The sequence below is a fragment of the Salinimicrobium sediminilitoris genome, assembly GCF_020866905.1.
Lineage (GTDB): Bacteria > Bacteroidota > Bacteroidia > Flavobacteriales > Flavobacteriaceae > Salinimicrobium > Salinimicrobium sediminilitoris.
Genome location: NZ_JAIVCC010000001.1, coordinates 29148 through 54028, shown reverse-complemented (window position 1 = coordinate 54028; position 24881 = coordinate 29148). Strand labels below are relative to the sequence as shown.

Here is a 24881-nt window from a genome sequence, read left to right as displayed (position 1 = left end):
AGATCCTTTAAAGATCCTTCATTAATTCTTCAAAACCAGGCGTGGCAAATTCCTTCATTTCCCCTTCCAGGGTAGAGTAGATAAGAAAAGCATCAAGTTTGTCATTTTTGGAAAGCAGCAGCTTTGAGAGATCGTAGCCCATAGCCATAAAAGCAGTCGCATAAGCATCGGCTAAGGCACAGTTTTCAGCAAGAACCGTTACACTTAAAAGATCACTTTTCTGAGCAAAGCCGGTAAGAGGGTTGATGGTGTGCACATAAAGCGCTCCTGTTTCAGGATCTGTTCTGTGTTTCCGGTAATTACCTGATGTAGCCATGGCTCTGTTACGCAATTCTATTGTAGCTGTTAGCTCCCTTTGTCCTTCCTCCTGCATAGGATCATCAATTCCAACAGTCCAGTAAGATCCTCTCTCCCGGTTGACGCCCTTTGCAAGAAGTTCTCCTCCCACTTCAATAAGATAATCTTCAATTTCTTTTGAGTCCATATAATGACCAATGAGGTCAATTGTGTAACCTTTGGCAATGGCATTAAAGTCGAGATAGACCTGGGGAGATTCTTTTATAAGCCTATCACCTTTTAATTCCAGTTTTTCAAAACCAACAAATTGCATGAGGGAATCAATGGCTACAGAATCTATTTCTTTAGACCCTGCTTCGGGTCCAAAACCGTATTGATTAACCAAATCCCCCACAGTAGGATCAAAGTACCTGTTACTATCCTTCCACACCTGTTTTGAGATTACAAAAACGGCCTGGAAAAGACTGTCAACCTTTACGAGGCTATCTCCCTGATTAATTTTCGAGATATCAGATGAATCTCTATAGGTGCTCATAGACTGATTAACCCTTTCAAAGATTGAATCGAGAGCTTTATCTAAAGGAATAATGTCTTCAGAATAATATTTAATGCTGTAAGTAGTTCCCAGAGCTTCTCCGTATGATGCTCTTTCCTTGGTAGATTCAGAACAAGACAGAAAAAGAGCAACTAAGCAAAAGCAAAGAACAGGTCTTAAAAATGTCATTTTTAGATCTCTTTTAATCCGGGGTAGTTCACAACATAATCCTCTGAACTGGACACCGGCAATTCATAATCTTTAGAATTAGCCAAACCCACTCCCGCATAAAATGTGCGGGCATTGAATTTTAGCGCATGTTGTTTTATTGTTTCAAGAAGTATGAAAGGGATCTCTCCCGGATCATAAGGATATTCAATTGCCCTGACAATAACAAAATGCAGCTTTTTATCTTTAAGGGCAACAAATTGCGGATCCTTCTTGAATTCACTGTTCACCCCCAGAAATTCATATCCCTGATCCTCCAGATCCTTCCCCGCAATGTTCATTGCGAGATTATGTAATTCCTGATCTGATAATTCCGCCATAGGTAAATTTAAATAATTAAGACTTATGTGCTACCTCAAACGAAAAAAAACAGCTGGAAAAGCAGCTGTTTTTTATTTATTTTATTTTCGATTAACCTCCAAAGTCATCGAATCTTACATTTTCTGGTGGGACACCAAAATCGTCGGTCATTTTCTCCACCGCCTTGTTCATCAATGGTGGTCCACAGAAGTAGAACTCTATATCTTCTGGTTCATCATGATGGTTAAGATAGTTATCAATCACCACCTGGTGAATGAATCCAACGAATCCGTCGCCTTCTCCCTCAATTCCGTCTTTTACTTTCCAGTTGTCTTCTTCCAATGGTTCAGAAAGGGCAACATAGAATTTAAAGTTTGGGAAATCTTTCTCCAGGGCTCTAAAATGATCCACGTAGAACAATTCTCTTTTTGATCGACCTCCATACCAATAAGTAACTTTTCTATCGGTCTTCAATGTTCTGAAAAGGTGATATAGGTGCGAACGCATTGGGGCCATACCAGCTCCACCTCCCACATAAAGCATTTCGGCATCACTGTGGTTGATAAAGAATTCACCGTAAGGCCCAGATATTACAACTTTATCGCCTGGTTTTTGATTAAATATAAAGGAAGAAGCAATTCCGGGATTAACATCCATCCATCCATTTTTTGCTCTATCCCATGGCGGCGTAGCTACTCGAACGTTAAGCATAACCCTTCTTCCTTCGGCAGGATAAGAAGCCATGGAGTATGCACGTTCTACTGTTTCCACGTTCTTCATCACTAAAGGCCACAGGTTGAAGTTATCCCATTCTGCTTTGAACTTTTCGGGTTCCCCCGGATGTTCTTCAGGGTGTGCAGTGATATCCATATCTTCATATTTCACTTCACATTTAGGGATCTCGATCTGAATATATCCACCTGCCTTATAGTCCATATCTTCAGGTATCTCCACTACGAATTCCTTAATAAATGAGGCCACATTATAATTACTTACTACTGTAGCTGTCCATTTTTTAATTCCGAAGACTTCTTCAGGAATTTCGATCTTCATATCCTGCTTAACTTTCACCTGGCATCCAAGACGCCATCCCTGTGCAATCTCTTTTCTCGTAAAGTGAGGCTCTTCTGTAGGAAGAATTGTTCCCCCACCTTCAGAAACGATACATTTACATTGTACACAGGTACCACCACCACCACAGGCAGAGGGTAAGAAAAGCTTGTTATCTCCAAGAGTGGTAAGTAATGTTCCACCAGAACCTACTTCCAGATCTTTCTCTCCATTTACGTTGATCTTCACGGGACCTGAAGGTACCAGCTTCGCTTTAGCACCTAAGAGGATACTCACCAGGATGAGGATCAATAATAAAAATACAATTACACTTGCTATAATAACTGTCATGACTTCTCTATATTTTAATTCCCATGAAACTCATGAACCCTAAGGCCATAAGTCCGGTGATGATGAAAGTGATTCCCAATCCCTTTAATGGTAGCGGGATATTTGAATAAGTAATTTTTTCTCTTATAGCAGCAATTCCGAGGATTGCAAGGAAAAATCCGATTCCACTACCAAACCCATAGGTAGCCGCCTCACTAATTCCGCCAAAAGCCTTTTGTTGCATGAAAAGAGAGCCTCCAAGGATGGCACAATTTACGGCAATTAACGGAAGAAATATTCCCAAAGCTCCATAAAGAGCCGGAGCGAATTTCTCCACCATCATTTCCACCAATTGTACCATGGCAGCAATTACCGCAATAAACATTATAAAGCTAAGGAAACTAAGGTCAATAGTAGCATATTCTGCTCCCAACCAGGACAAAGCACCGGGTTGTAGCAGGTAGTTGTCGAGCAGGAAATTAATAGGTACGGTCATAGTAAGAACGAAAATAACCGCCGCTCCTAATCCAACCGCTGTCTTCACTGTTTTTGATACTGCCAGATAAGAACACATTCCAAGGAAGTATGCGAAAACCATGTTTTCAATGAAAATACTTCTGACAAATAAATTTATATAATCCATAGTGATTTATTTTGCTGTTATAGATTAGGCTTCAATTAGTTTCCTGTTCTTAGATCTTTGTACCCAGATGATCAATCCTACTACAATAAGAGCCATAGGCGACAACAGCATTAAACCATTGTTCTCATAGCCTAAAGCATACAATCCTGAGGATTCGGCAATAGTTGCTCCTTTATGTCCAAGAATTTCATATCCAAATAATTTTCCGGCTCCAAGCAATTCCCTGAAGAAAGCTACAATTATAAGGATCAATCCATACCCGGCAGCATTTCCTACACCATCAAGGAATGACCTCCAGGGTTTATTCCCCAATGCGAATGCCTCAAGACGCCCCATTACGATACAGTTGGTAATAATAAGACCGATAAAGACCGAAAGCTGCCTGCTAACATCGTACGCATATGCTTTTAGAACCTGGTCCACCAGCGCCACCAGGGATGCAACCACTACGAGCTGCACAATGATCCTGATTCGGCTTGGGATCATATTTCTTAATAATGAAATGATAACGTTACTGGCTGCCATAACAAAAACCACGGCAAAGGTCATAACCACCGCAGGTTCCAATTGAACAGTAATTGCAAGAGCAGAACAAATTCCAAGTACCTGAACGGTAATTGGGTTATCATCATTTAAAGGATCTTGTAGAAGCTTCCTGTTCCTCTTTGAAAAAAGACCTTCTCTCTCCTCAGTATTGGATAAGAAAAGTACAAGTGCATTTCTCTTAGCTTCTTTTTCTTCTATACTAACCTCAGCTCCCTGCTCAGGTTTATTTTTTATTTCCTGTGCCATAACAATTAATTATTTGGTACATTAAAACCTTCCTGCTTCTCAAAGAAGGGCAGGTAGCGATTAAGTCTTTCAGAGATCATATCAGATACTCCATCTCCGGTAATAGTAGATCCCGAAATAGCATCCACTTTATTGGGATCTCCCTGAGAACCTCCTTTTACAACAGATACTCCTACAAGAGCTCCGGTCTCGTCAAATATTTTCTTACCCGCAAAACGCTCTCTGAACCATTGCTCGGTAATAAGAGCTCCTAAACCGGGAGTTTCACCAAGGTGATCGAAAGTAGCTCCTTTAACAGTATTGATGTCTTCCTGAAGCGAAATATATCCGAAGATCGCATTCCATAGTCCCGATCCTCTTAAGGGAACTATATAATATTGCTCTCCTTCCACGTTAGCAATGTAAAGCGGAAAATTCTGAAGATCTGGAGATCTCTTAAGTTCTTTAGCAAGATCAACATCAAAAGCATTTACGCCTTCTTTCTTTTCTCCCTGGCTATCCAGAACGATCTCTTCGGTAATATACTGGTCGTATAATTCCTGTGCTTCTTCCTTACTTGCCTGCACTCCAACAGTAGCGAGAATACTCTGCATTTTATCTATACGCATGTTCTCATACTGCCTTGGCTGCAATGAAGTCGCAGCGAAAGCCAGGACACTACCAACTATCACCACCATCACTATCGCGAATATAAAGGTGTATGAGTTGGTGTTTGTCTTATTTATTCCTTTCTCTTCCATAATTAAACAGCTGTGTTAATTTGCGGATTAATTCCTTTTTTTCTTTTATTTCTGCGTGAAATACTTGACTGAATCACGTAGTGATCAATAGTGGGTGCAAATACGTTCATCAACAGAATAGCCAGCATTACTCCTTCAGGATAAGCGGGGTTAAACACGCGGATCATTACTGAAAAGAATCCGATTAAAAACCCATAGATCCATTTTCCTTTTGTGGTTTGTGAGGCCGATACAGGATCTGTTGCCATATACACAATACCAAAAGCAAGTCCTCCAGCCAAAAGGTGGTTGTACCAGGCAAAATTCGTCAATTCGTTACCGGCAATCCCCATAGAGGGAAGTGCGTTAAAAATCAATCCCATTGCCGCAGCTCCTATAAAACAACTAAGCATGATCCTCCAGCTACCAACTTTTGTAAAGATAAGCATAAGCGCACCAAGCAGGATCAAGGCCATAGAAGTCTCACCTATAGAACCTGGAATAATCCCCAGGAACATATCCATTGAGCTATATTCAACTTTCTGCCCTGCTGCAAGAGTTCCCAATATGGTTTCACCTGAAACTGCATCAAGACTACTCGCCTCACTTACCCAAACCTGATTACCAGACATATATGTAGGATAAGCAAAAAATGCAAAGGCACGCGCTGTAAGAGCGGGATTTAAGATATTCATTCCTGTTCCTCCAAAGGCTTCTTTCCCAATCAATACAGCAAAAACAACAGAAATCGCCAACATCCAAAGTGGAAGATCTACCGGCATGATCATAGGGATCAACAATCCAGTTACCAGGTACCCCTCGTTAACTTCGTGTCCTCTAAAAATCGCAAAGGCGAATTCAATTCCCAGTCCCACTGCATAAGACACCACGATCATTGGCAGGATCTCTAAAGCTCCATGACCAAAGGCATCCCAAAAATCAACTTCGGGTTGAATTTGTTTAAGGTATTGATAACCTGTATTCCACATTCCAAACAATAAAACCGGAACAAGAGCAAGCACCACAGTTATCATCACCCTTTTAAGGTCAACCGCATCCCTTATATGCGCCCCCTTACTCGTAGTATGATTGGGAGTAAAAAGCAGCGTATCAAAAGCGTTAATAGCCGGCGCAAACTTTTCGTATTTCTTACCCTGATTAAAGGGCTCTCTTAATTTATCTAATTTTGTTCTAATCCATTCCATAGTTAACGCTGTTTAACCTACTTCGGTAATCATTAAATCCAAACCTAATCGTATAATCTCCTGCGCTTCGATCTTGGAAGTATTCACGTAATCAATAAGTGCAAAATCCTCCGGCGCTACTTCATAGATCCCAAGATTTTCCATTTTTTCAATATCTCCAGCCATACATGACTTTATCAATTGCATTGGAAAAATATCCATTGGCATCACCTCTTCCATTTCACCGGTAACAACCAGGGCTCTTACCTCACCATGCAGGTTCGTGTCAACCTCATATTTTTTCTTCGGAAACATCCACGATAAATTGGTACGGGATTTGGAGGGGATATCATTATATGTAAAAGGCAACCAACCAAACATCCTGTATTTATTCCCTTCGGGAATCAAGGTAATGAGGTTTGGGAAGAAACCAACATATTGTCCATTGGTAAGTTTTTGTCCTGTAAGCACATCTCCGGAAATAATTCTCACATCATTCCCAACAGTACCAATGATATCGGTAACATTAGCTCCGATTTTCGTTCTGAAATATTTACGGTTTTCAGCCTCACTTCCTGCAACGGCGATCGTACGTACAGCATTAAATCTACCAGTCGTAAAAAGCTCACCAATAATCGCCACATCCTCAGGCTTCAAAGTCCATACACGCTCTCCCATATTAATGGGGTCGACATGATGAATCTGCACTCCAACATTTGCCGCCGGGTGTGGCCCTGAAACCTTATGAAGCTCCACATTGTTCACATTCCCAAACAAGGAACTGTCATGCGCCACACACAAATGCACCTTCGCCATACGGCTTAAAGCATTAATTCCGACCTGGAAGGCATCCATTTTATCCTTGAGGATAAATTCCACATCGGGTGAAAGAGGTGCTGTATTGAATGCCGAAACAAAAATTGCCTTAGGACTGTCTTTTGGATCTGCTACAATGTCGTATGGTCTCTGATTAACAAAAGCCCAGCAGCCACTTTCAAGGATCCTGTTCTTCACAGCTTCAGCGTCGGCCGAAAGAGGATCCATAGTTCCGAATTCCCTGTAGGTGTCAGATGGATCTGCATCAATGATCACCTCCATAATTCGTCTCTTCTCCCCTCTTTTTATCTCTTTAAGCGTTCCGCTCACAGGAGAAGTAAACTTCACTTCTTCTGAATATTTAGAAAAGAAAAGCTCATCTCCGGCTTCAACCCGGGCTCCTTCTTTCAATACCATTTTTGGGATTACCGCATGAAAATCTGGTGGTTTTACGGCAAAAGTCCCAGAACGCGGTGCGTCAACCAGGGTTTTTTCCGTCTCCCCTTTTAGGCGCAGCGTATGTCCTTTTTTAATTCTAATGTCTTTTGACATAGGATGGAGTGTTAAAATTTCGTTTAAAATTCGGGCAAATTTACAGATTTCCGACCCATAAATCCCAATTTAAACTGAATAAATTCCGTTCCCAATTGTTAAATCCAACAAATAATGACTGTAATCAGTTTTTCAGTATATTTAGATTTATTTTTGGTGCATGAAGTTATTCTTTACCCTCTCCTTTCTAATATTCTCCGGGATCTACTTTGCTGCTGCCCAGCAAATAATTGAAACTACCCCCCCAACCTATATCAGGACCGTAATCTTTACCGGCGCCGAAGAATACAGTGGTGTGCCCATAGTTCGCCTGGGAGAGCCCATATTCCTTTCTTTTGATGATCTTGTGGGAGATGAAGCAAACTATTATTATACCATTGAACATTTCAACTACGACTGGACACCTTCAGAATTACTAAAAAATGAATATCTGGAAGGTTTCGATAACGTAAGGATCACAGATTACGAAAATTCATTCAATACCCTGCAGCTTTACTCACATTACGAACTTAACATACCTAATGAGAATACCCGTGGCTTAAAAGTAAGCGGAAATTACTTGCTCAAGATCTTTAATGATAACAAGGAACTGGTATTCTCCCGGAAGTTTATTGTATACGAACCTCTTACGAGGGTGAAGGTAGACGTAAGAAAATCCAGGGAAGTAAAATTGATACACAGCCAACAATTGGTAAATTTTGAAGTCCATGCCCCGGAATTTATCATCCGAACGCCCGAACAGTCTGTATGGGCTGTAATTCTTCAAAACAATAATTTAAAAACCGCCATTTACAACATTCGCCCTCAATACCACATTGGCTCCACCCTTATTTATAAATATGACGAGCTAACCTCATTTTGGGGAGGTAACGAATTTCTAAATTTTGATAGTAAAGACCTGCGTTCTGCTACAGTAAAGATCCAGTATATCGATGTCCAGGACCTTTACCATCATTACCTCTTCCCCGACAAAATTAGGGCTTTTGAACCCTACACCTATAACCCCGATATAAATGGAAAATTTGTGGTGAGAAAATTTATGGCCGAGGAAGATGATATTGAAGCAGGTTATGTTTGGACTCATTTTTCCCTTCGTACTCCTGAGCCGCTGGAAGGTGGAGAGGTACATCTATATGGAGAGTTTAACAATTTCAATCTCGATGAGAGCACCAGGCTAAAATATAATCCTGAAACAAGTGCTTATGAAAACGCCCGCCTTTTTAAACAAGGTTATTATGACTATAAATATGTATATCTGCGGAATGACGGGATTCTTGACGAAGGATTTATTAGCGGAAATTTTGTTAGCACCGAAAATGATTATACAGTCCTAATCTATTACCTGCCTCCCGGCGGAAGATACACCAGAGTCATTGGCGTTGGCAATGCCACATCATTAAATATCAGCAACTAGTTTTTCCGTAAAGCTCATGGAAAAAGGAAACAATCTGCCGACCATCTACAAAGAGCGTCACAAGCTCAAATACCGCAACACCGAGTGCCTTAACTGCTATCACCCTCTTGATATTAGCGATGAATTTTGCCCTAATTGCGGACAACTGAACAGCACCAAGAAACTGGCTTTTAACGACTTTTTTAATGAATTCTTTGCAGGTATATTTGCTTATGATTCCCGTTTCTACCGCACTTTAGGAATTTTACTTTTCAAACCTGGAAAAATTTCGAAAGATTATATAGAAGGAAAGCGTGTTCGATATGCTAATCCATATAGGTTCTACTTAAGCGCATCCATCATTTTTTTTCTACTTTGGAGTGCTACTCACCAGTTGGAGGCACCTGTTGAAATCGATCGTGAAGACTCTCTGGAACAACGAAGAGAAGCAGATTCCATTTTGGCCGATCAACGCCTTGAAAATCCGGCTCTTGATGTGATTCTCCCAACCTTGGATACCACTGGGACTCAAACAGTTGAATATATTCCCGAAAAAGACCTGGACACCATGTCCTATTTTAATGCCCGATTCAAACAATGGCAGGTTTTTTCGGATCACTATAAAAGTACAGAAATGCGAAACGCTAAAGCTGCTCTGGACAGTCTCAACTATTCTCAAACCGGCTTCAATCAATGGTATTACAAGAAGACAGTTGATGCTGAAAGATTCAGTTCAGATTCCGACCTTTTCTGGAACTATTTTACCAGCAAATTACCTTTTATTATCTTCTTTTATCTTCCGGTTTTTGCTCTTTTTATATGGCTTTTGTATCTGCGACGGCCTTTTACTTACATGGAACACCTCATCTTTACTTTCCATAATCAGACCACCTGGTTTGTCCTTTATGGAATTGCGGTTGGATTCAATTCGATCCTTAACACCGGTACAGCTACATGGATAGCGACCCTTGTTTTTGGTTTCTATCTCTACAAAGCTTTTCGAAGATTTTATGGACAGGGAAGAGTTAAAACGATTTTAAAGTTTATCATTATCAACATAATATTCTTTATTTTAGCGGTAGTGGCTGCAGGATTTTCTTTACTTGCATCTTTTGCGATCTATTAGCATGATTCAACAAATAACCAGAGGTATTAAAATCTCAATAGAAACAAATTTTGAAGGGACTTTTTATAAAAATTATAGAGTCCACTTCGCCTTTGGCTATCAAATAACGATTGAAAACCAGAGCAAAGATTCTGTGCAGCTTACTTCGAGATTCTGGAAGATCAAAGATGCCTTAAACCGAACTGAAATTGTAGAAGGCGAAGGCGTTATTGGTAAGAAACCGGTTATAAAGCCGGGAGAATCGCACACCTACAAAAGCGGATGTCTCCTCACCTCTCCCTTTGGCGCCATGAGTGGTTTTTACAGCATGATCAATTTTACCACTACCAGAAAATTTAGAGTTGCTATTCCTTCCTTTAAGTTAAGTGCTCCTTTTGCACTAAATTAGTTCAAGGTTTAAAGTTTAAGGTTTGGAATTCAGGTTTTTTCGAGCTGAATAAGTGACCAGCAACTGGAAACACCTTCCGAAAATGACATTTTTAACACCTGGCTCTAAAAAGGTTTAAAGTCTTTTTTACTCTAGAGTATCTTCAAGTTTTCAAATCAGCACATCTTCAAATGTTCTTAAAAAATGCCATTTTTTTGACCAGACTACTAATACCACGTCTCCTCGAGCAGAGTCGAGAGGTCTTTCAGTGTTTGGCAGATTTGAGTTATGTTGTAATTTTCAAACCAACAAATTCTCAAATTACCTTCAAAAATGTCATTTTTGACACTCCTTTTTAAGACTCAAGACCTACCGATTTCTATATAAGAATAAGAAGCTGAACGATTAACCTCGAACCTCCAGGATTTAATATTTAAAACTTTGGCAGGTCTGTATCATCTTGAAATCCTCAAATCTCCAAATCAAGCTGAGTCTCCCCGCCTCCTTCGAGGTCCCTATAGTATAATTTTACTTCCCCCTCAAAAACGGTAATTTGAGAAATACTTTTTGTTTTAACGAATCCTCTATCCATGATCACTCCTTTATCTTTATCTCCCTTACCTGCAGAAAAATGGAAATTTAGCAATGCTTCAGGCGTTAATTCCTGCTGTTTCTGAAGTTCTGAAAACCAATCTTCCCGAACCTGCTTCATTTCAGCTGAATAAAGAGGACTTGAAGACCAGATGTGCGGCTTAAGAGATAACCTTCGGAAATGTTTTGCACTGCCATCCCAGACAAATTCAGCATAAAAAAGCTCCTTTTGCCAATCGGCAGCTACAATGGTAAAAGGCTCAACTTCCGAAAGATCATAAGCATCCGCAGCTTCAGTAAAATCTTCAGCAGCAAGAAGATCTTTAACCACTACTCCCCTGCTTTTCCCGTATGGCAATTTTCGCACATGTTTTTTAAATTCCCCATTAAGCAAACAGATCACTCTCTTTCGTTCACTCACGCCAAGCCAGGTTCCACCGGCAAGAACATCCTTTGGAAATGCCATTTTCAAGCCCTCTATTTCATACATCTTTGGCGGTAAAGTTTCCCGCCCGGGTGCCTCATCTCTATTGGAGGTAAGAACAAATAATTTATCACCTTTTAAAGGAGTTAAGCTGACGGTGCACATTATGAAAATATTAAGATTTATTACCTTTTAGCTCCTGATTTTGAGTAAAGTTCAGAAAAAATTAGGGGAAGTAAAATTCTTTTAATTTTTTTACCTTTACGACACTTATTTAGAAATCAAAAAAATCTGATAAAACTATGGGAAAAGGTGTATTCCAGGTTCCGCAGGCAGTAAATGAACCAGTAAAATCATATGCTCCGGGAACCCCCGAAAGAGAGGCCGTTTTAAAGGCTTATAAAGAATTGTACAACAGCAAAGTAGAGGTGCCGCTTTATATTGGAGGCGAAGAGATCAGAACCGGTGACACGGCACCCATGAATCCGCCGCACGATCACCAGCATCATCTTGGAGATTACCATAAGGCTTCAAAAGAGCATGTGGAAAAGGCTATAAATGCAGCTTTGGAAGCCCGTAAAAAATGGGCGAACCTTGAATGGGAGCAGCGAGCTGCTGTTTTCCTTAAGGCTGCCGAGCTTATTGCAGGTCCTTACCGTTACAAGATCAATGCTGCGACCATGATTGGGCAGTCAAAGAACATTTTTCAGGCTGAAATTGATTCGGCTTGTGAATTGATCGATTTCCTTCGTTTCAATGTGGAATACATGACCCGCATTTACGAAGAGCAACCGGAATCTTCTTCGGAAGCATGGAACAGACTTGAATATCGTCCTTTGGAAGGTTTTGTCTATGCGGTAACTCCTTTCAACTTTACAGCTATCGCAGGAAACCTTCCATCTGCACCCGCATTAATGGGGAATGTGGCAATCTGGAAACCGAGTGACTCCCAGGTTTATTCTGCACAGGTGATCATGGAAGTTTTCAAGGAAGCCGGAATGCCAGATGGGGTTATTAATATGGTCATGGGAGATCCAAAAATGATCTCTGATGTTGTTCTTGAACACAGGGATTTCGCCGGACTTCATTTTACCGGAAGTACTACTGTATTCAAAAACCTTTGGAAACAAATTGGAGATAACATTCACAACTACAGATCTTATCCAAGGATCGTTGGAGAAACCGGAGGTAAAGATTTCATTCTTGCTCACCCAAGTGCCAAACCAAAACAAGTGGCAACTGCTATTTCCCGCGGAGCTTTTGAATTTCAGGGACAAAAATGTAGTGCTGCTTCAAGGGTTTATATTCCAAAGAGCATGTGGGAAGAAGTAAAAGGCTATGTTGTTGAAGATCTAAAGTCGTTCAAGATGGGATCTCCGGAGGATATGAGCAACTTCATTACAGCAGTGATCCACGAAGGTTCATTTGATAAACTGGCAAAATTCATTGATGCTGCCAAAAATGACAGTGATGCAGAAATAGTAGTGGGTGGAAATTACGACAAATCTAAAGGTTGGTTTATAGAGCCTACTGTGATCCTTACAGATAATCCTAAATACAGTACCATGTGTACCGAATTATTCGGTCCTGTAGTAACTGTTTATCTATATGAGGATAACCAGTGGGAGGAAACTTTAAAGCTGGTGGATGATTCTGAATATGCTTTAACAGGAGCAATACTTTCACAGGACCGCTACGCCGCAGCTGAAGCTACCAAGGCATTACAGAATGCTGCAGGGAACTTCTACATCAATGACAAGCCTACCGGTGCCGTTGTTGGTCAGCAGCCATTTGGCGGAGCCAGAGGAAGCGGAACCAATGATAAAGCGGGTTCAATTTTAAACCTGTACCGCTGGATCTCTCCACGAACAATAAAAGAAACCTTTGTGACCGCGACAGATTACAGGTATCCGTTCTTAGGAGAATAGACGAGAAATCGTTTAACAAAAATTGGGTATTCTCCAAATTAAGGATTCCCATTTGGAATTTAAAGGAGCTGATTGTTAAAGAAATGTACTTTTTTTAACTTTCGGCTCCTTTTTTTTATTAGTCATTTTCTTACACTTCACTAAGATTTTCTCATAATTTTTTCTTAAAAGGAGAATCTAATCGATGTTTTTCATACTTTCACCTAATAATCAGCATCTTACGACTTATATATTGTAAATTAGTTGGTTACTGAGCTCTTTGCAGGAGCTCTGTTTTATAATTCCCCCTACTCTAACAAGGCTGTTTATGGCAAAAAAATTACTTCTAAAAGTATTTACTTTTTGGGCTTTATTACTGACCTCTGCTGTGGGGTGGGGGCAGTGCGTCGATAGTGTACCAACTGTTCCTATTTCCAATACCACCGGTTCATCTACTTTGTGCAAGGACGGTACGACCACCAATCTTCCTATTACTTTTACCTCCTCTATTCCATCCAATTCTGTAAAATCATATCAGTGGCAGGTACAAATTGGAGGTGGAGAATGGAATGATATCGCCAATGCAATTGAATCTACTCTGTCATACAACAATCCAGCATTAGGGAGCAATAGAATTCGGCTGGAAGTAACTTATTGTCTCACCTCGGAGCCTGATATTGAAAAAACAACAACCAGCAACCCATCTGGAATAATTTCAGTTTACGAAAATAAGGAAGGAAAAATTACTATTTCCGCAAGTAATACAGACATTTGCCCTGGTGAAAATGTCACCTTCACTACTTCAAATCCAGGCAATCTTGGAGCAACTCCGAAATACGACTGGCAGCTGACCAGAAACGGTAATACCACTACAATCAGTACTGCCGCGTCTTTTTCAAATAACACCTTACAAGGAGGAGATCAAATCCGCCTTTTAGTTACCTCCAGTGTACCGTGTGTGGATCCTGTTTATAGCACAAATACAATCACATTCATAGAAAAACCAGGAACTCCAGATGTTCCCGGAACCATTAATATTACGAACGGTTTAAATGAAGATGGAATGGTCTGCCCCAATTCCTCTGTTACTTTGTCCATATCAGATGTGGCGAGGGCATCCTCTTATAAATGGACTTTGCCTTCAGGTTGGACAGGTCAGACGACGGGAACTCAAGTAACTGTAACTACAGGTGCTATAGGCAATGAAAAGGTTGTTAAGGTTCAAGCAATTAACGACTGCGGTACAACAGAAAATTCGACTAGTATAAATGTTGGTCCGGGAAAACCTGCTACTCCCGGAGCAGTCACTGTTGACACTTCTCAGGAAAATGATCTTATTTGTGAAGGCGGATCAGTAACATTGAGTGTACCTAGTGATATTTCTGTTGATGAATATCTTTGGACACTACCTACGGGCTGGAGTATTGCTTCCGGTGCGGGCACCAACCAAATTATAGCTACAGCAGGAAACTTCGGTCAGAATGGTACAGCTTCTGTCATTGCAAGAAATGCATGTCTGGATAGTGATGCTCGTAACGTAACACTATCAATCCATGATCCTATCCCCGCAACACCAGGTGCAATATCGGGTGAATCTGTGGTTTGCCCAAACACAGATGTGACCTATACCATTTCATCCGTGACTTATGCAGACTCGTATATTTGGACCCTTCCAAATGGTACAGAGGTAACTACGCAAACTACTCAAGTCACCTTTAACAGTGGTGCACCGGGCAACGATAAATTGTTAAGTGTGATTGCCGTCAATGAATGCGGTGAGAGTGGTCCTTCCAACGCAAAGTCAATAGATGTTGATAATGGTTCACCCGATGACATTACTATAACTAGTGCCTCAGATGATTCTGAATTCTGTCCACAGACTCCCCAAATAGTTTTTTCTGTTCCTGTGGATTCAAAAGTTGATACTTTCACCTGGACAGTCCCCAGCGGATGGACAATTACCAGTGGTCAGAATACGAATGAACTAACTGTCACTTCCGGAAACCTTAATCAGGATGGGAATATCACAGTTACTGCAAAAAGCGATCACTGCGGTGAAGTTTCTGCTTCTTTTTTTGTAACAGTAAAAAATCCTGCTCCTTCTACGCCGACAGCTATTTCGGGCCCAACAGAAGTTTGTATGGGTAGCACAAACACTTTCACTGTTGACGCTGTAAATTATGCAACCACTTATGAATGGACCTTATCTGACGGCAGTACAGAGACTACCACAAACCCATCCATAAATTTTACCTTAAATTCTTCCGGTAATTTAACTTTAAATGTAAAGGCAATCAATGAATGTGGAGATAGTGAGGCATCCTCAGATTTTATAATCACATCATATGATGGAGTTCCTTCTAAACCAGGACCTATTACCAGTTCTCTTCTCAGTCCAAACGTGTGTCCGCCGCTAAATGGAGTGACTTTTACTGTTCCTAAAGTAGAAAATGCAACAAGTTATAGTTGGAATTTACCAAATGGCTGGAATATAATAGGTGGGGCAGAAAGTAGTAGTATAACTGTAGACATTTCTGCTAACGTCTCCTTGGATAGTGGTAACATTACTGTAAAGGCTAACAATGTCTGTGATGGTGGGAGTGAGGCTTCAGATCCTTATGTAATTAATTTAGGAGAATACGTAGTTGCCGATCTTGGAACTGATCGTATCGTCTGTGAAACAACATCTTCGTTATCATTCACGGCAAATGTTTCTTTTAATAACAAATCAATAAAGATTGTTGACATCTATTCTCCTGATGCTTCAGGCACTCTACCAGCTCCTCCTAACGGAAAAGTCACGACTTTTGATTTTAATTACACGCCTGTTGCAGCCGATTTTAATAAAGAATATATTACCATAAGATTAAAAACAGAAGAGCCAAATGGGGATTGTGAATCTCCGGAAACTGAAGAATTTAATGATGAAGTAAGAATATATTTTCGCGATGATCCCACCATTTCTTTTTCCGAAGACACAGAAATCTGTTACAATACTTCTACAGATATTAATTTCTCTGCAGGAACTCCTAATGCAGTCGTTACATACACCATCAATGGGATTAATCAAAAAACTGTGACTCTCGATGAGAGTGGTAATGCTTCATTTAACACCGGCAACCTTACATCCACAACTACCTACGAACTTGTGAGTGTGGCATATCCTGATTCTCCTACTTGTACTGAAAATGATTTTTCTGATGTAGTAACCATTACAGTAAATGAACATCCAACAGCTACCTTAGAATATTCTCAATCTAATTTCTGTAATTCCGATACAGGCACTTATAATCCAACTTTAGACATTACAGGTATTTCTACAGGAGGTTCTTATTCCGGTCCGGAAGTATTGGGACTTGATGCAAATGGAGCTTTTTCACCCGAAAATATTCCCTCCGGAAACTATACAATCACTTACACTTTTGATGATGCCTTGGAATGTGGTTTTGAGATAGTTACTGCAGATATTACCATTTTTGAAGAAGTAGTAATTGAATCAATCGGGACTAATCAAAGAGTTTGCGAAGGCGGAAACGTACAGCTCGAAGTAAGTGCGACCGGAGATGGCTTGACCTATAAATGGTTTAAAGGAGATTTAGGTTCCGGTACTGCTGTTGCAGGAGCCACTGCCTCACTATTAACACTAGAAAATGTCACCACATCAGACGCTGGAAATTATTATGTAGAAGCCAGCGGCACTTCGCCCTGTAGTACAGTTGTTTCAGATGTTGTGAACCTGGAGGTAGATGAGAACATCACCATTGCTACTCAACCGGCTAATACCTCAATTTGTGTGGGTGGAAACGCAACTTTATCTGTCGAGGCATCATCGGGTAATGAGATATTGAACTATGAGTGGTTCAAAGGAACACCGGGCTCAGGTACTGCAGTAGGCACAAATTCAGCCTCTCTTGACATCAACGCAGCAACTCTGAATGATGCGGGAAATTACTACGTAGTGATTAGCGGACCCGAAAGTTTTATATGTTCCCCTGTAACTTCACAAACCGCTGTTCTCACAGTAAGAAACATACCAACAGTAGCGATCTCTGGAACTACAGAAATCTGTGATGCAGGGATGACTGATATATTCTTTACCAATGGAACTCCTAATGCTGTAGTTACCTACACCATAAATGGCGGAAGCCAGCAAACAATAGCACTGGATGCTGCCGGGGAAGTTACTTTATCAACTGGTGCCTTAAGTGTGAATAACGATCAGGTTACAACCTACACCTATGAACTGGTAAGTATAGAATATCCTGATGCTCCGGAGTGTTCAAATACCATTACGGGTTCTACTGAGATCATTGTAAATCCGACACCCGATGTGGACGTTTCTTTTGAAAATGATCAGGTGACTTTTTGTAATGATACCTATCAGGGAACCTTTACACCTACACTCACAGGTTCTGGAGCCTTCACCGGGGGACAGTTTTCATCCCAGGGTTTAGCCGTCAATGAAGAAACAGGAGCTTTTACTCCTGCAAATGCTACTGCTGGTGAATATATTTTGAATTACTATTTAGGAGAAGCCGGAGGTTGTTCTGAACTTGCTGCCACCCTCCCTATAACAATTTTTACCAACGTAGAAATAACTTCTGAACCTTTTCCCGTGGCGGTTTGTACAGCTAATTCCACTCAGCTTGAAATGGCAGCTTCGGGAGATAACTTGAGTTACCAGTGGTTCAAGGTTGGAGCAACTTCAGATTCTCAAGTGGGAACAGATTCTCCCATCCTGCAACTCAACAACGCAACTTCTTCTACTGGAGGTAGTTATTATGTGATTGTTAGTGGAGACAGTGCCTGTTCTCCGGTCACATCTGAGGTGGTGACTGTGACTGTAGACGAAAATATTGTAATCGCTGAAGACGAACAGCCGCAAAGTCAGAATATATGTGCAGGTGATGAAACAATTTTAAGAGTTGCGGCTACGGCGTCTGGAGATAACACTGCAATACAATACCAGTGGGAATACAGAGCCACTTCACAAGATGCCTGGAGCAACTTCGGAGCTACAGAGACAGGTGAACTTTATTCTGAAATTTCAACAGGCCAGGCAGGAGAGTATCGTGCACGTATTGACGGTCCGGATGGTTTTTCCTGCGATACCGGATATTCTCAAATTGTAAATGTTGCCACATTTGAACCGCCAACTGCAGGTGCAGGAGACGATTCTGAGGCTTGCAGTACAGCAACCTCCATATCAATTGGCACTGGCGCGACAGCAGAAAACTTTAGCTCCTTTGAATGGACAACAAGTAATGGTTTTGGAACTATTACGAACGGTAATAGTCCAACAGCTGCAACCTATGCTCCGGTTGAAGGAGATCATGGTAAAGTGTTGGAATTTACACTTACTACGTTTTTTAAAGTTGACGGAGAGCAAATTTGTACTGCAGCTACAGATAGCAAAACAGTTACTATTGTTCCCCAACCGGTAATAACTGAGTTTAGTTACATCTCAACAGATAACAGTGCAACTACAGGAGAATTTTGTGAAACTGATGACACCACCTACACTCCTCATACTAACGGTGACAATTTGACCAATGGTACAGGAGTATTTTCAGTAGATAATCCAGCACTAACGGTTAATTCTTCAACCGGGGCAATTACACCAAATGGAACTACTCCTGGCGATTATGTAATTACCTATAGATATACAGTAAATCCTCAAACAGCAGGTTGTACTGTAGCAGAAAAGAAATTCACCTTCACTATAGGAGAAAAACCAATTGCTGACTTTTCTTATGAAAATTCTTCTTTTTGTAGTAATGCAGAAAATCCATCCCCTATAATGGCTACAAATGCCGTGAAAGGAAAATTTTCATCTTCTGCCGGATTAGTATTTGTAGATGAGTTAACAGGAGAAATTAATATAGCCGCAAGTACTCCTGGAACTTATACTGTTACAAACACTATTGCCGCGGCCAACGGTTGTGCAGAGGTTATAGCACCAACAACTATTACCATTTATCAAAGACCGGCTGCCCCAGGCGTTACAGATGTTGCTTACTGTCATAATGCAGAAGGGGCACCTGCTTTAACTGCCACTGCAGACACCGGAGCAACTTTAAACTGGTATCCCAGTGCTGATACTGAAACTTCATTAGAATCCGCTCCCGTTCCAAACACGGAGACTGTCACTGAAACCCCTATTTCATATTGGGTAAGCCAGATCTCAACGGAGGGATGTGAAAGTGAAAGAGTGGAAATTAAGCTCACAATAAATCCTCTTCCTGACTTATCTATTACGTTTGATGAATCCACAGCTGTTTCAGATGCAGGAAATCCTTTGATCTGTTCGGGAAGCAGTATTGTCCTTACAGGAAATGGGGCTACTTCATATAGTTGGAAAGATGAAAATGGGCAGGAAATTGGCACTTCCGCAGAGCTAACTGTCAATCCAACTTCTGCTTCTACCTACATTTTGACGGGAAGTTTTGAAAGTGGCTGTACAACTACCCGAAACATTACTATAGAAGTTGATGAACCAACGGTGCCCGGTACCCTAACAGGTCCGGAAAGTGTCTGTGTTACCTCTCCAAATGGTACATTAACATTATCCGGACATTCAGGTGACGTGCAATATTGGGAAAAATCTGAAGATGGCGGAACGAATTGGATTTCTATTAATAATACGTCCGGAACCTACGATTTTACTAATTTAACAACCACTACAAAATTTAGAGCCATCGTAAAAAGCGGTGTGTGTGATGAAATGTCCTCGAATAACATTGATGTCACAATTGATGCTTTACCAGAGGGAGGTGTTTTATCATGGTCTCAGGAAGAGTATCAAAGAATCTTTTTAACCTGTGAAATTCAGACTAACGATTTAGAGCAATCTTTAAAATTAGAGGATTTTAGCGGGAATATCCTGGAATGGGAATATAGAACTGCTTCCACTCTCACCTGGGAAATTTATGACAGTCAAAGTTCCACTTTATCGAATTCAGATTTTTTAACGATTTTAGAAAACAATGTGGAAACAACAATTTTTAGAGCTAAAATTGTTAATGGAGCTTGCGAAAATGGTGTTTATTCTCAAACAGCAATTTTAAGTGTGATCCCCTCAGATATTAAACCTGAGCCGGTTGAAGTTACACCCGAAGTCCTTTGTTATGGAAACGAGATCACTTTGAGTTCTGAAATTAAATATGTATCAGAATTTGGAAAATTTGAAGGTGGAGATTTTACAAGTGCCGGAATTAAAAATAATGGATGGGATTTTACAGATCCTAATGGCAATGAAATCAATTATAATGCAAATGCAGATTCAGGAACTCCTATTCACTGGCATAAAACGCAGCCAAAGTGGAAATTTATCACTGCTGATATAAATTCTCCCTACAATACAAGCGAACAATGGTGGAATCCTCGTAATGATGGTCAACAGAATGAACATTTTGCAATTGCACAGAGTACTTATGACTCAAACATGGATACTCCTCCATTTAATTTATTGGCAACCGATGAAGCCGTGCTAACTTTTGATCAGGCGTACAATCTAACCACCGATGCTTCAATAAGAGTAGTATTACTTAAAAATGGATCGGAATACCAAGAGCTTTACAAAGTGGTGGGGCCGGCAAAAAGTGGTGCTCAGGATCACTTTGGCTATGGTGAGAAGCAGGTCAATCAAATGACCTTTGATTTGGGTAGCTACATTGGGGAGTCCAACCTGCGAGTTCGATTTGAATATAGAGGAGTACGATTAGGAGATATATGGGCGGTAGACAATATTAAAGTACCGGAAGGACCTCAAAATGTATTATTACAATGGTTTTATGATGATAAAGATCCTAATACTGCAGAATTAGAACAAATAGGGTTAGACAACGAGAGCACTGTCTCTTTTACACCAAGAAAGATAGGATGGAACGATTTCGAAGTTAAAACGGCACTAATATTAGATAGTAACGGGGATCCTTGTGAAGACATTAACAATTCGGAGACTATTAGAGTGTTTGTTTTCGATCAGTATACAACAGATGTAGTTGCCGAAACGGGGGAATGTGGAAATACTATCGTGAATTTAGCAGCTACTATAACAGGAGCTTTTCAGGGAGATATAACTGAAGAATTTAAAACCGGATCTAAACAAACAATTGACGGTTATACCGGTGCTTGGGTGATTACAGGAGGAGAATATACCTTAACAAACCCGGACGGAACTACAAATGATCCTGATCCAGTAACAAATCCAGATGCCATTTTTGAAGCTGATAATTTAGGAAATTACACTTTTACCTGGGAATTGACACCTACGGCGGAAAATGGTGATGGAGTTCTTATTGAAAACTCGGGTTGCCCTCCGACTATCAATCCGGAAGATGTAAGCCTCCCAGATTGTACCACACTTGATTTTGATGGAGTGGATGATTATGTTGATTTAGGAAACAAGTATAATGGAAATTTCTTTATTGAAGCCTGGATAAGACCATTTGATAGATCCATAGAAGGTGAAACGGGTTCCACAGATGCATCTACCGGTGTTATCTTTAGTAGTGCCGGTTTCGAAATCAGCATGGATAATCTCCCTGAGACAATTGTCAAAAATGACAGATGGTATCATATTGCCGTAGCTAACAACGGAGATCTTTGGGTTGATGGAATTTACTCTAACAAAATCACTGTCAACGGTTCTAATATCAACAATACGAGTATTGGAGCCAGGTATAATGCAAATACAAAAACAACATCAAACCATTTTTCAGGTTGGATTGAAGAATTAAGGATTTGGAATGGTGATTCGGCACCAGATCTTAAGGAGTTACGCTTTATGATGAATCAGCGAATAAAACTTTATGATGGCAATGACTCCTCTACTCTAATAGAAGGAGAAGTAGTTCCCAACCTAATTATGACCGATGGAATAAGCAGTTATAATATCGATGGCACTCATAATCTTGATCGTGATGGAGATAAATTCTATGACCAAACCTGGGGTGATCTCGCAGGATATTACCGATTGTATTCGGCTATTCCTGATCCGGACGGTCTGATAGATTGTGCAACCTTTGACGATAATCTAAAACCATTAGGAGGTTATACTCCTGATCATTCCTTAAACAAAGTACCCGGTAAATTAGTAAATATCACAACAGATCAGGAAAACACTTCCCCTACTCCTTATTGCTCTGGGGCTGATGATATCTGGGCAGAAAGAAATACCTGGGCAAGGCCGGATGTTTGGGATTATCCAAATAGTACTTTTGACGGTACACCGATAACCTGGAATATTGCCAGAACTCAACATAATATTACTTCTGAGAGTAAAAATATCATTATGCTTGGTTTGTTATCTGATTCAGGATTATTAAGTATAAATAAGGACAATCCATTAACCATCACTCATTATCTACTTTTAAACGGAAACATAGACCTCGTAGGTGAATCCCAGCTTTTACAGGATCATGGCAGCATACTGGACAATGCCAGTGGTGGTTGGCTGCAAAGGGATCAGCAAGGAAAAAAGTTAAGCTTTAATTATAATTATTGGTCCAGTCCTGTTAGTGCACAAGGAGCTGCAAATAATGCTACCTACAACATTCGTGGGGTGCTACTGGATGGCACTGACCCATCGAATCCCTTAGGAATCGATTTTAAGGATGAATATGCAGCTGCAGATGGAGGACCTGGCGTGAACTTAATTTTGAGCACCTATTGGATGTGGAAATTCAAGGGTTCAGCTAGTTTATATAAGGACTGGGAGTGGACAGGAGCGGAAGGAACAGAAGAGCGAGCTATACTTGCAGGAGAAGGTTATACTATGAAAGGAACAGATGGAAATGCCAGTATCGATGATCAACAGAATTACACCTTTAAAGGTAAACCCCACAATGGAGATATCACGCTCCCTTTTGAAACTGCCTTTGAAAATTATTTAGTAGGCAATCCTTTTCCTTCAGCCATAGATGCAAACCAATTTATTGATGACAATATTACAGGAGAAAATTCAAGCTCAAACTTTAATGGCGCTCTTTATTTTTGGTCACATTTCGCAGGTAGAAGCCATTATCTTCAAGAATATGTAGGAGGATATGCGACTTATACAAAAGCTGGAGGTATAGAACCTGCTTCCTCAATGGATCAGCGAATTAATAATAACGGTCAATCTGGAGGAAAAAAAGCGGAACAATTTATACCTATTGGACAGGGATTTTTTGTCAATAAGGTAATAAGAGCTGAAATAGCAGATTCTTTAGCTCCTCTTCAACCACTTGAAAAAACAGGAGGAATTAATGTAATTTTTAATAACACTCAAAGAGCATTTGAAATTGAAGCTGAGGAAAAATCTGTTTTCCACTCGCAAGAGAAAAAAACCATTAAAAGTTCGTCGATAAATACAGCAACAAACGACCAAAGAAAAATCTGGTTAAAATTTAAATCACCAATGAAGTATCATCGTCAACTCCTGGTTACAGCAGATCCTAACGCAAGTAGCGGCTTTGATTTGGGTTATGACGCACCACTTATAGAGGACATTGAAGAAGATATGTATTGGTCTCCTGAAAATTACAAGTTTGTCATCCAGGGAGTGAACAATTTTGATCTCGACCAGGAGCTTAATTTAGAATTAAAAGTTAAAGAAAAAGGAGAGCTCACCATAACCATTGATGAATTAAGAAATATTCCCGACGAAATGAACATCTTCCTAAGAGACAGTTTGCTTCAGATCACTCATGATTTAAGAGAGGAAGATTATGTTACAGAATCGGAGGCTGGAACTTTCACTAACAGGTTCCAAATTGTCTTCCATGACAGGTGGGCTGTTCAGGAACCCGAAGAACCAATCATAGAAGAAGGTCCCATTGAGGTGATCTACGTAAACGGCACCAGGGAAATTATAATTAAAAATCCGGAATTGCTGGAAATTTCGAGAGTCTATCTGAATAACATGCTGGGGCAACAGGTGCATGTATATTACAATATTCCTCTGGAAAGAAGAATTCCTCTTCCAGTTCAAAGATTCAGCGCGGGAGTTTATGTTGTGAAAGTGCATACCGAGCAGGGAATTATTGTCAAAAAGGTGATTCTGGAATAACTCCTTAAAACTAACTAACCAATTAAAAGGCTGCATTTTGCAGCCTTTTTTGTTTTAACAACCCACTATCTGATTTGACTCCTATATACACATAATCCTATAAAACATGCACTTTACCTCCAAAAAAAAACATAAATAAGAAAAAATGTGCTTTTTTTTCCTACTTTTACTTCCTGATTTCTAATGGTTTGGTATGGAGAAAAACTTTACTCCTCTAAAAATTTTGGTTTCTTTTTTATTGCTGGCAACTCCAGCCCTTGCTTCCTATTGGAGTTATCCAGCACTGGATAGCTATGATTATCCTCAAGAACATTCCGAAATTTCTGTATCCTGGTATGAGTCTCCTAATGGGATTTTTGCGTTGGAATATAACGACTGTGAAAACGATACTGAAGATCCAACCATTATCAATCTACCAACAGACATTGAAAAAAACAACGACATCGGAGTATGTGGTGCTCAGGTAACATGGACAGCACCAACTGCAGATGATAATTGTGCCGGAAGTATAATCGCCCAAACCGCAGGACCTGCAAGTGGCTCAGTATTCCCTGTTGGGGTTACCACCGTAACC

15 protein-coding genes (1 of these 15 only partly in view) are annotated in these 24881 nt (G+C 40.4%); 6 read left to right on the top strand and 9 right to left on the bottom strand.

What is annotated here, in order from left to right:
* Positions 1-7 precede the first annotated feature (7 nt).
* The 8 genes from LA313_RS00165 to LA313_RS00130 form a co-directional block, all read right to left on the bottom strand.
* On the bottom strand, positions 8-1021 hold the full coding sequence (locus tag LA313_RS00165) for an FAD:protein FMN transferase (RefSeq protein WP_228912584.1): 1014 nt from the start codon (positions 1019-1021) through the stop codon (positions 8-10).
* Positions 1022-1023: 2 nt separating this feature from the next.
* Positions 1024-1380, bottom strand: a complete 357-nt coding sequence (locus tag LA313_RS00160) for a Na(+)-translocating NADH-quinone reductase subunit F (protein WP_228912583.1) — start codon at positions 1378-1380, stop codon at positions 1024-1026.
* A gap of 91 nt (positions 1381-1471) precedes the next feature.
* Positions 1472-2761, bottom strand: a complete 1290-nt coding sequence (nqrF, locus tag LA313_RS00155; protein WP_228912582.1) for an NADH:ubiquinone reductase (Na(+)-transporting) subunit F — start codon at positions 2759-2761, stop codon at positions 1472-1474.
* 7 nt (positions 2762-2768) lie between these two features.
* A complete protein-coding gene (nqrE, locus tag LA313_RS00150) occupies positions 2769-3383 on the bottom strand; it encodes an NADH:ubiquinone reductase (Na(+)-transporting) subunit E (RefSeq protein ID WP_228912581.1) in 615 nt (204 codons plus the stop codon).
* Between the two features lie 24 nt (positions 3384-3407).
* On the bottom strand, positions 3408-4175 hold the full coding sequence (locus LA313_RS00145) for an NADH:ubiquinone reductase (Na(+)-transporting) subunit D (RefSeq protein ID WP_228912580.1): 768 nt from the start codon (positions 4173-4175) through the stop codon (positions 3408-3410).
* A gap of 5 nt (positions 4176-4180) precedes the next feature.
* Entirely contained in the window at positions 4181-4915 is a 735-nt protein-coding gene (gene nqrC / locus LA313_RS00140; RefSeq protein ID WP_228912579.1) for an NADH:ubiquinone reductase (Na(+)-transporting) subunit C, read from the bottom strand.
* Positions 4916-4917: 2 nt separating this feature from the next.
* Complete coding sequence (locus tag LA313_RS00135) at positions 4918-6099, bottom strand: NADH:ubiquinone reductase (Na(+)-transporting) subunit B (RefSeq protein ID WP_228912578.1); 1182 nt, start codon at positions 6097-6099, stop codon at positions 4918-4920.
* Between the two features lie 12 nt (positions 6100-6111).
* Positions 6112-7446, bottom strand: a complete 1335-nt coding sequence (locus LA313_RS00130) for a Na(+)-translocating NADH-quinone reductase subunit A (protein WP_228912577.1) — start codon at positions 7444-7446, stop codon at positions 6112-6114.
* A 160-nt stretch (positions 7447-7606) separates the two neighbouring features.
* Between LA313_RS00130 and LA313_RS00125 the strand changes: the two genes are divergently transcribed.
* The 3 genes from LA313_RS00125 to apaG are packed head-to-tail and all read left to right on the top strand — an operon-like array spanning position 7607 to position 10353.
* On the top strand, positions 7607-8860 hold the full coding sequence (locus LA313_RS00125) for a type IX secretion system plug protein (RefSeq protein ID WP_228912576.1): 1254 nt from the start codon (positions 7607-7609) through the stop codon (positions 8858-8860).
* 16 nt (positions 8861-8876) lie between these two features.
* Entirely contained in the window at positions 8877-9965 is a 1089-nt protein-coding gene (locus tag LA313_RS00120) for a DUF3667 domain-containing protein (protein ID WP_228912575.1), read from the top strand.
* A gap of 1 nt (position 9966) precedes the next feature.
* Positions 9967-10353 (top strand): Co2+/Mg2+ efflux protein ApaG, encoded by a 387-nt coding sequence (gene apaG, locus LA313_RS00115; protein ID WP_228912574.1) that lies wholly within the window; start codon positions 9967-9969, stop codon positions 10351-10353.
* A gap of 448 nt (positions 10354-10801) precedes the next feature.
* On the opposite strand, the gene LA313_RS00110 is transcribed toward apaG, so the two are convergent.
* On the bottom strand, positions 10802-11512 hold the full coding sequence (locus LA313_RS00110) for an NRDE family protein (protein ID WP_228912573.1): 711 nt from the start codon (positions 11510-11512) through the stop codon (positions 10802-10804).
* Between the two features lie 137 nt (positions 11513-11649).
* Between LA313_RS00110 and pruA the strand changes: the two genes are divergently transcribed.
* The 3 genes from pruA to LA313_RS00095 all read left to right on the top strand — a co-directional run.
* Positions 11650-13275 carry an L-glutamate gamma-semialdehyde dehydrogenase gene (pruA, locus tag LA313_RS00105; RefSeq protein WP_228912572.1) on the top strand — a complete coding sequence of 542 codons (1626 nt, stop codon included), beginning with the start codon at positions 11650-11652 and terminating at the stop codon, positions 13273-13275.
* A 307-nt stretch (positions 13276-13582) separates the two neighbouring features.
* Entirely contained in the window at positions 13583-24307 is a 10725-nt protein-coding gene (locus LA313_RS00100) for an Ig-like domain-containing protein (RefSeq protein ID WP_228912571.1), read from the top strand.
* Between the two features lie 193 nt (positions 24308-24500).
* Positions 24501-24881, top strand: partial view of an HYR domain-containing protein gene (locus tag LA313_RS00095; RefSeq protein ID WP_228912570.1) — the 5' end (the start) only. 6069 nt of this gene lie beyond the right edge of the window; 381 of the gene's 6450 nt are visible here — the first part of the coding sequence; its start codon is at positions 24501-24503; its stop codon lies off the right edge, out of view.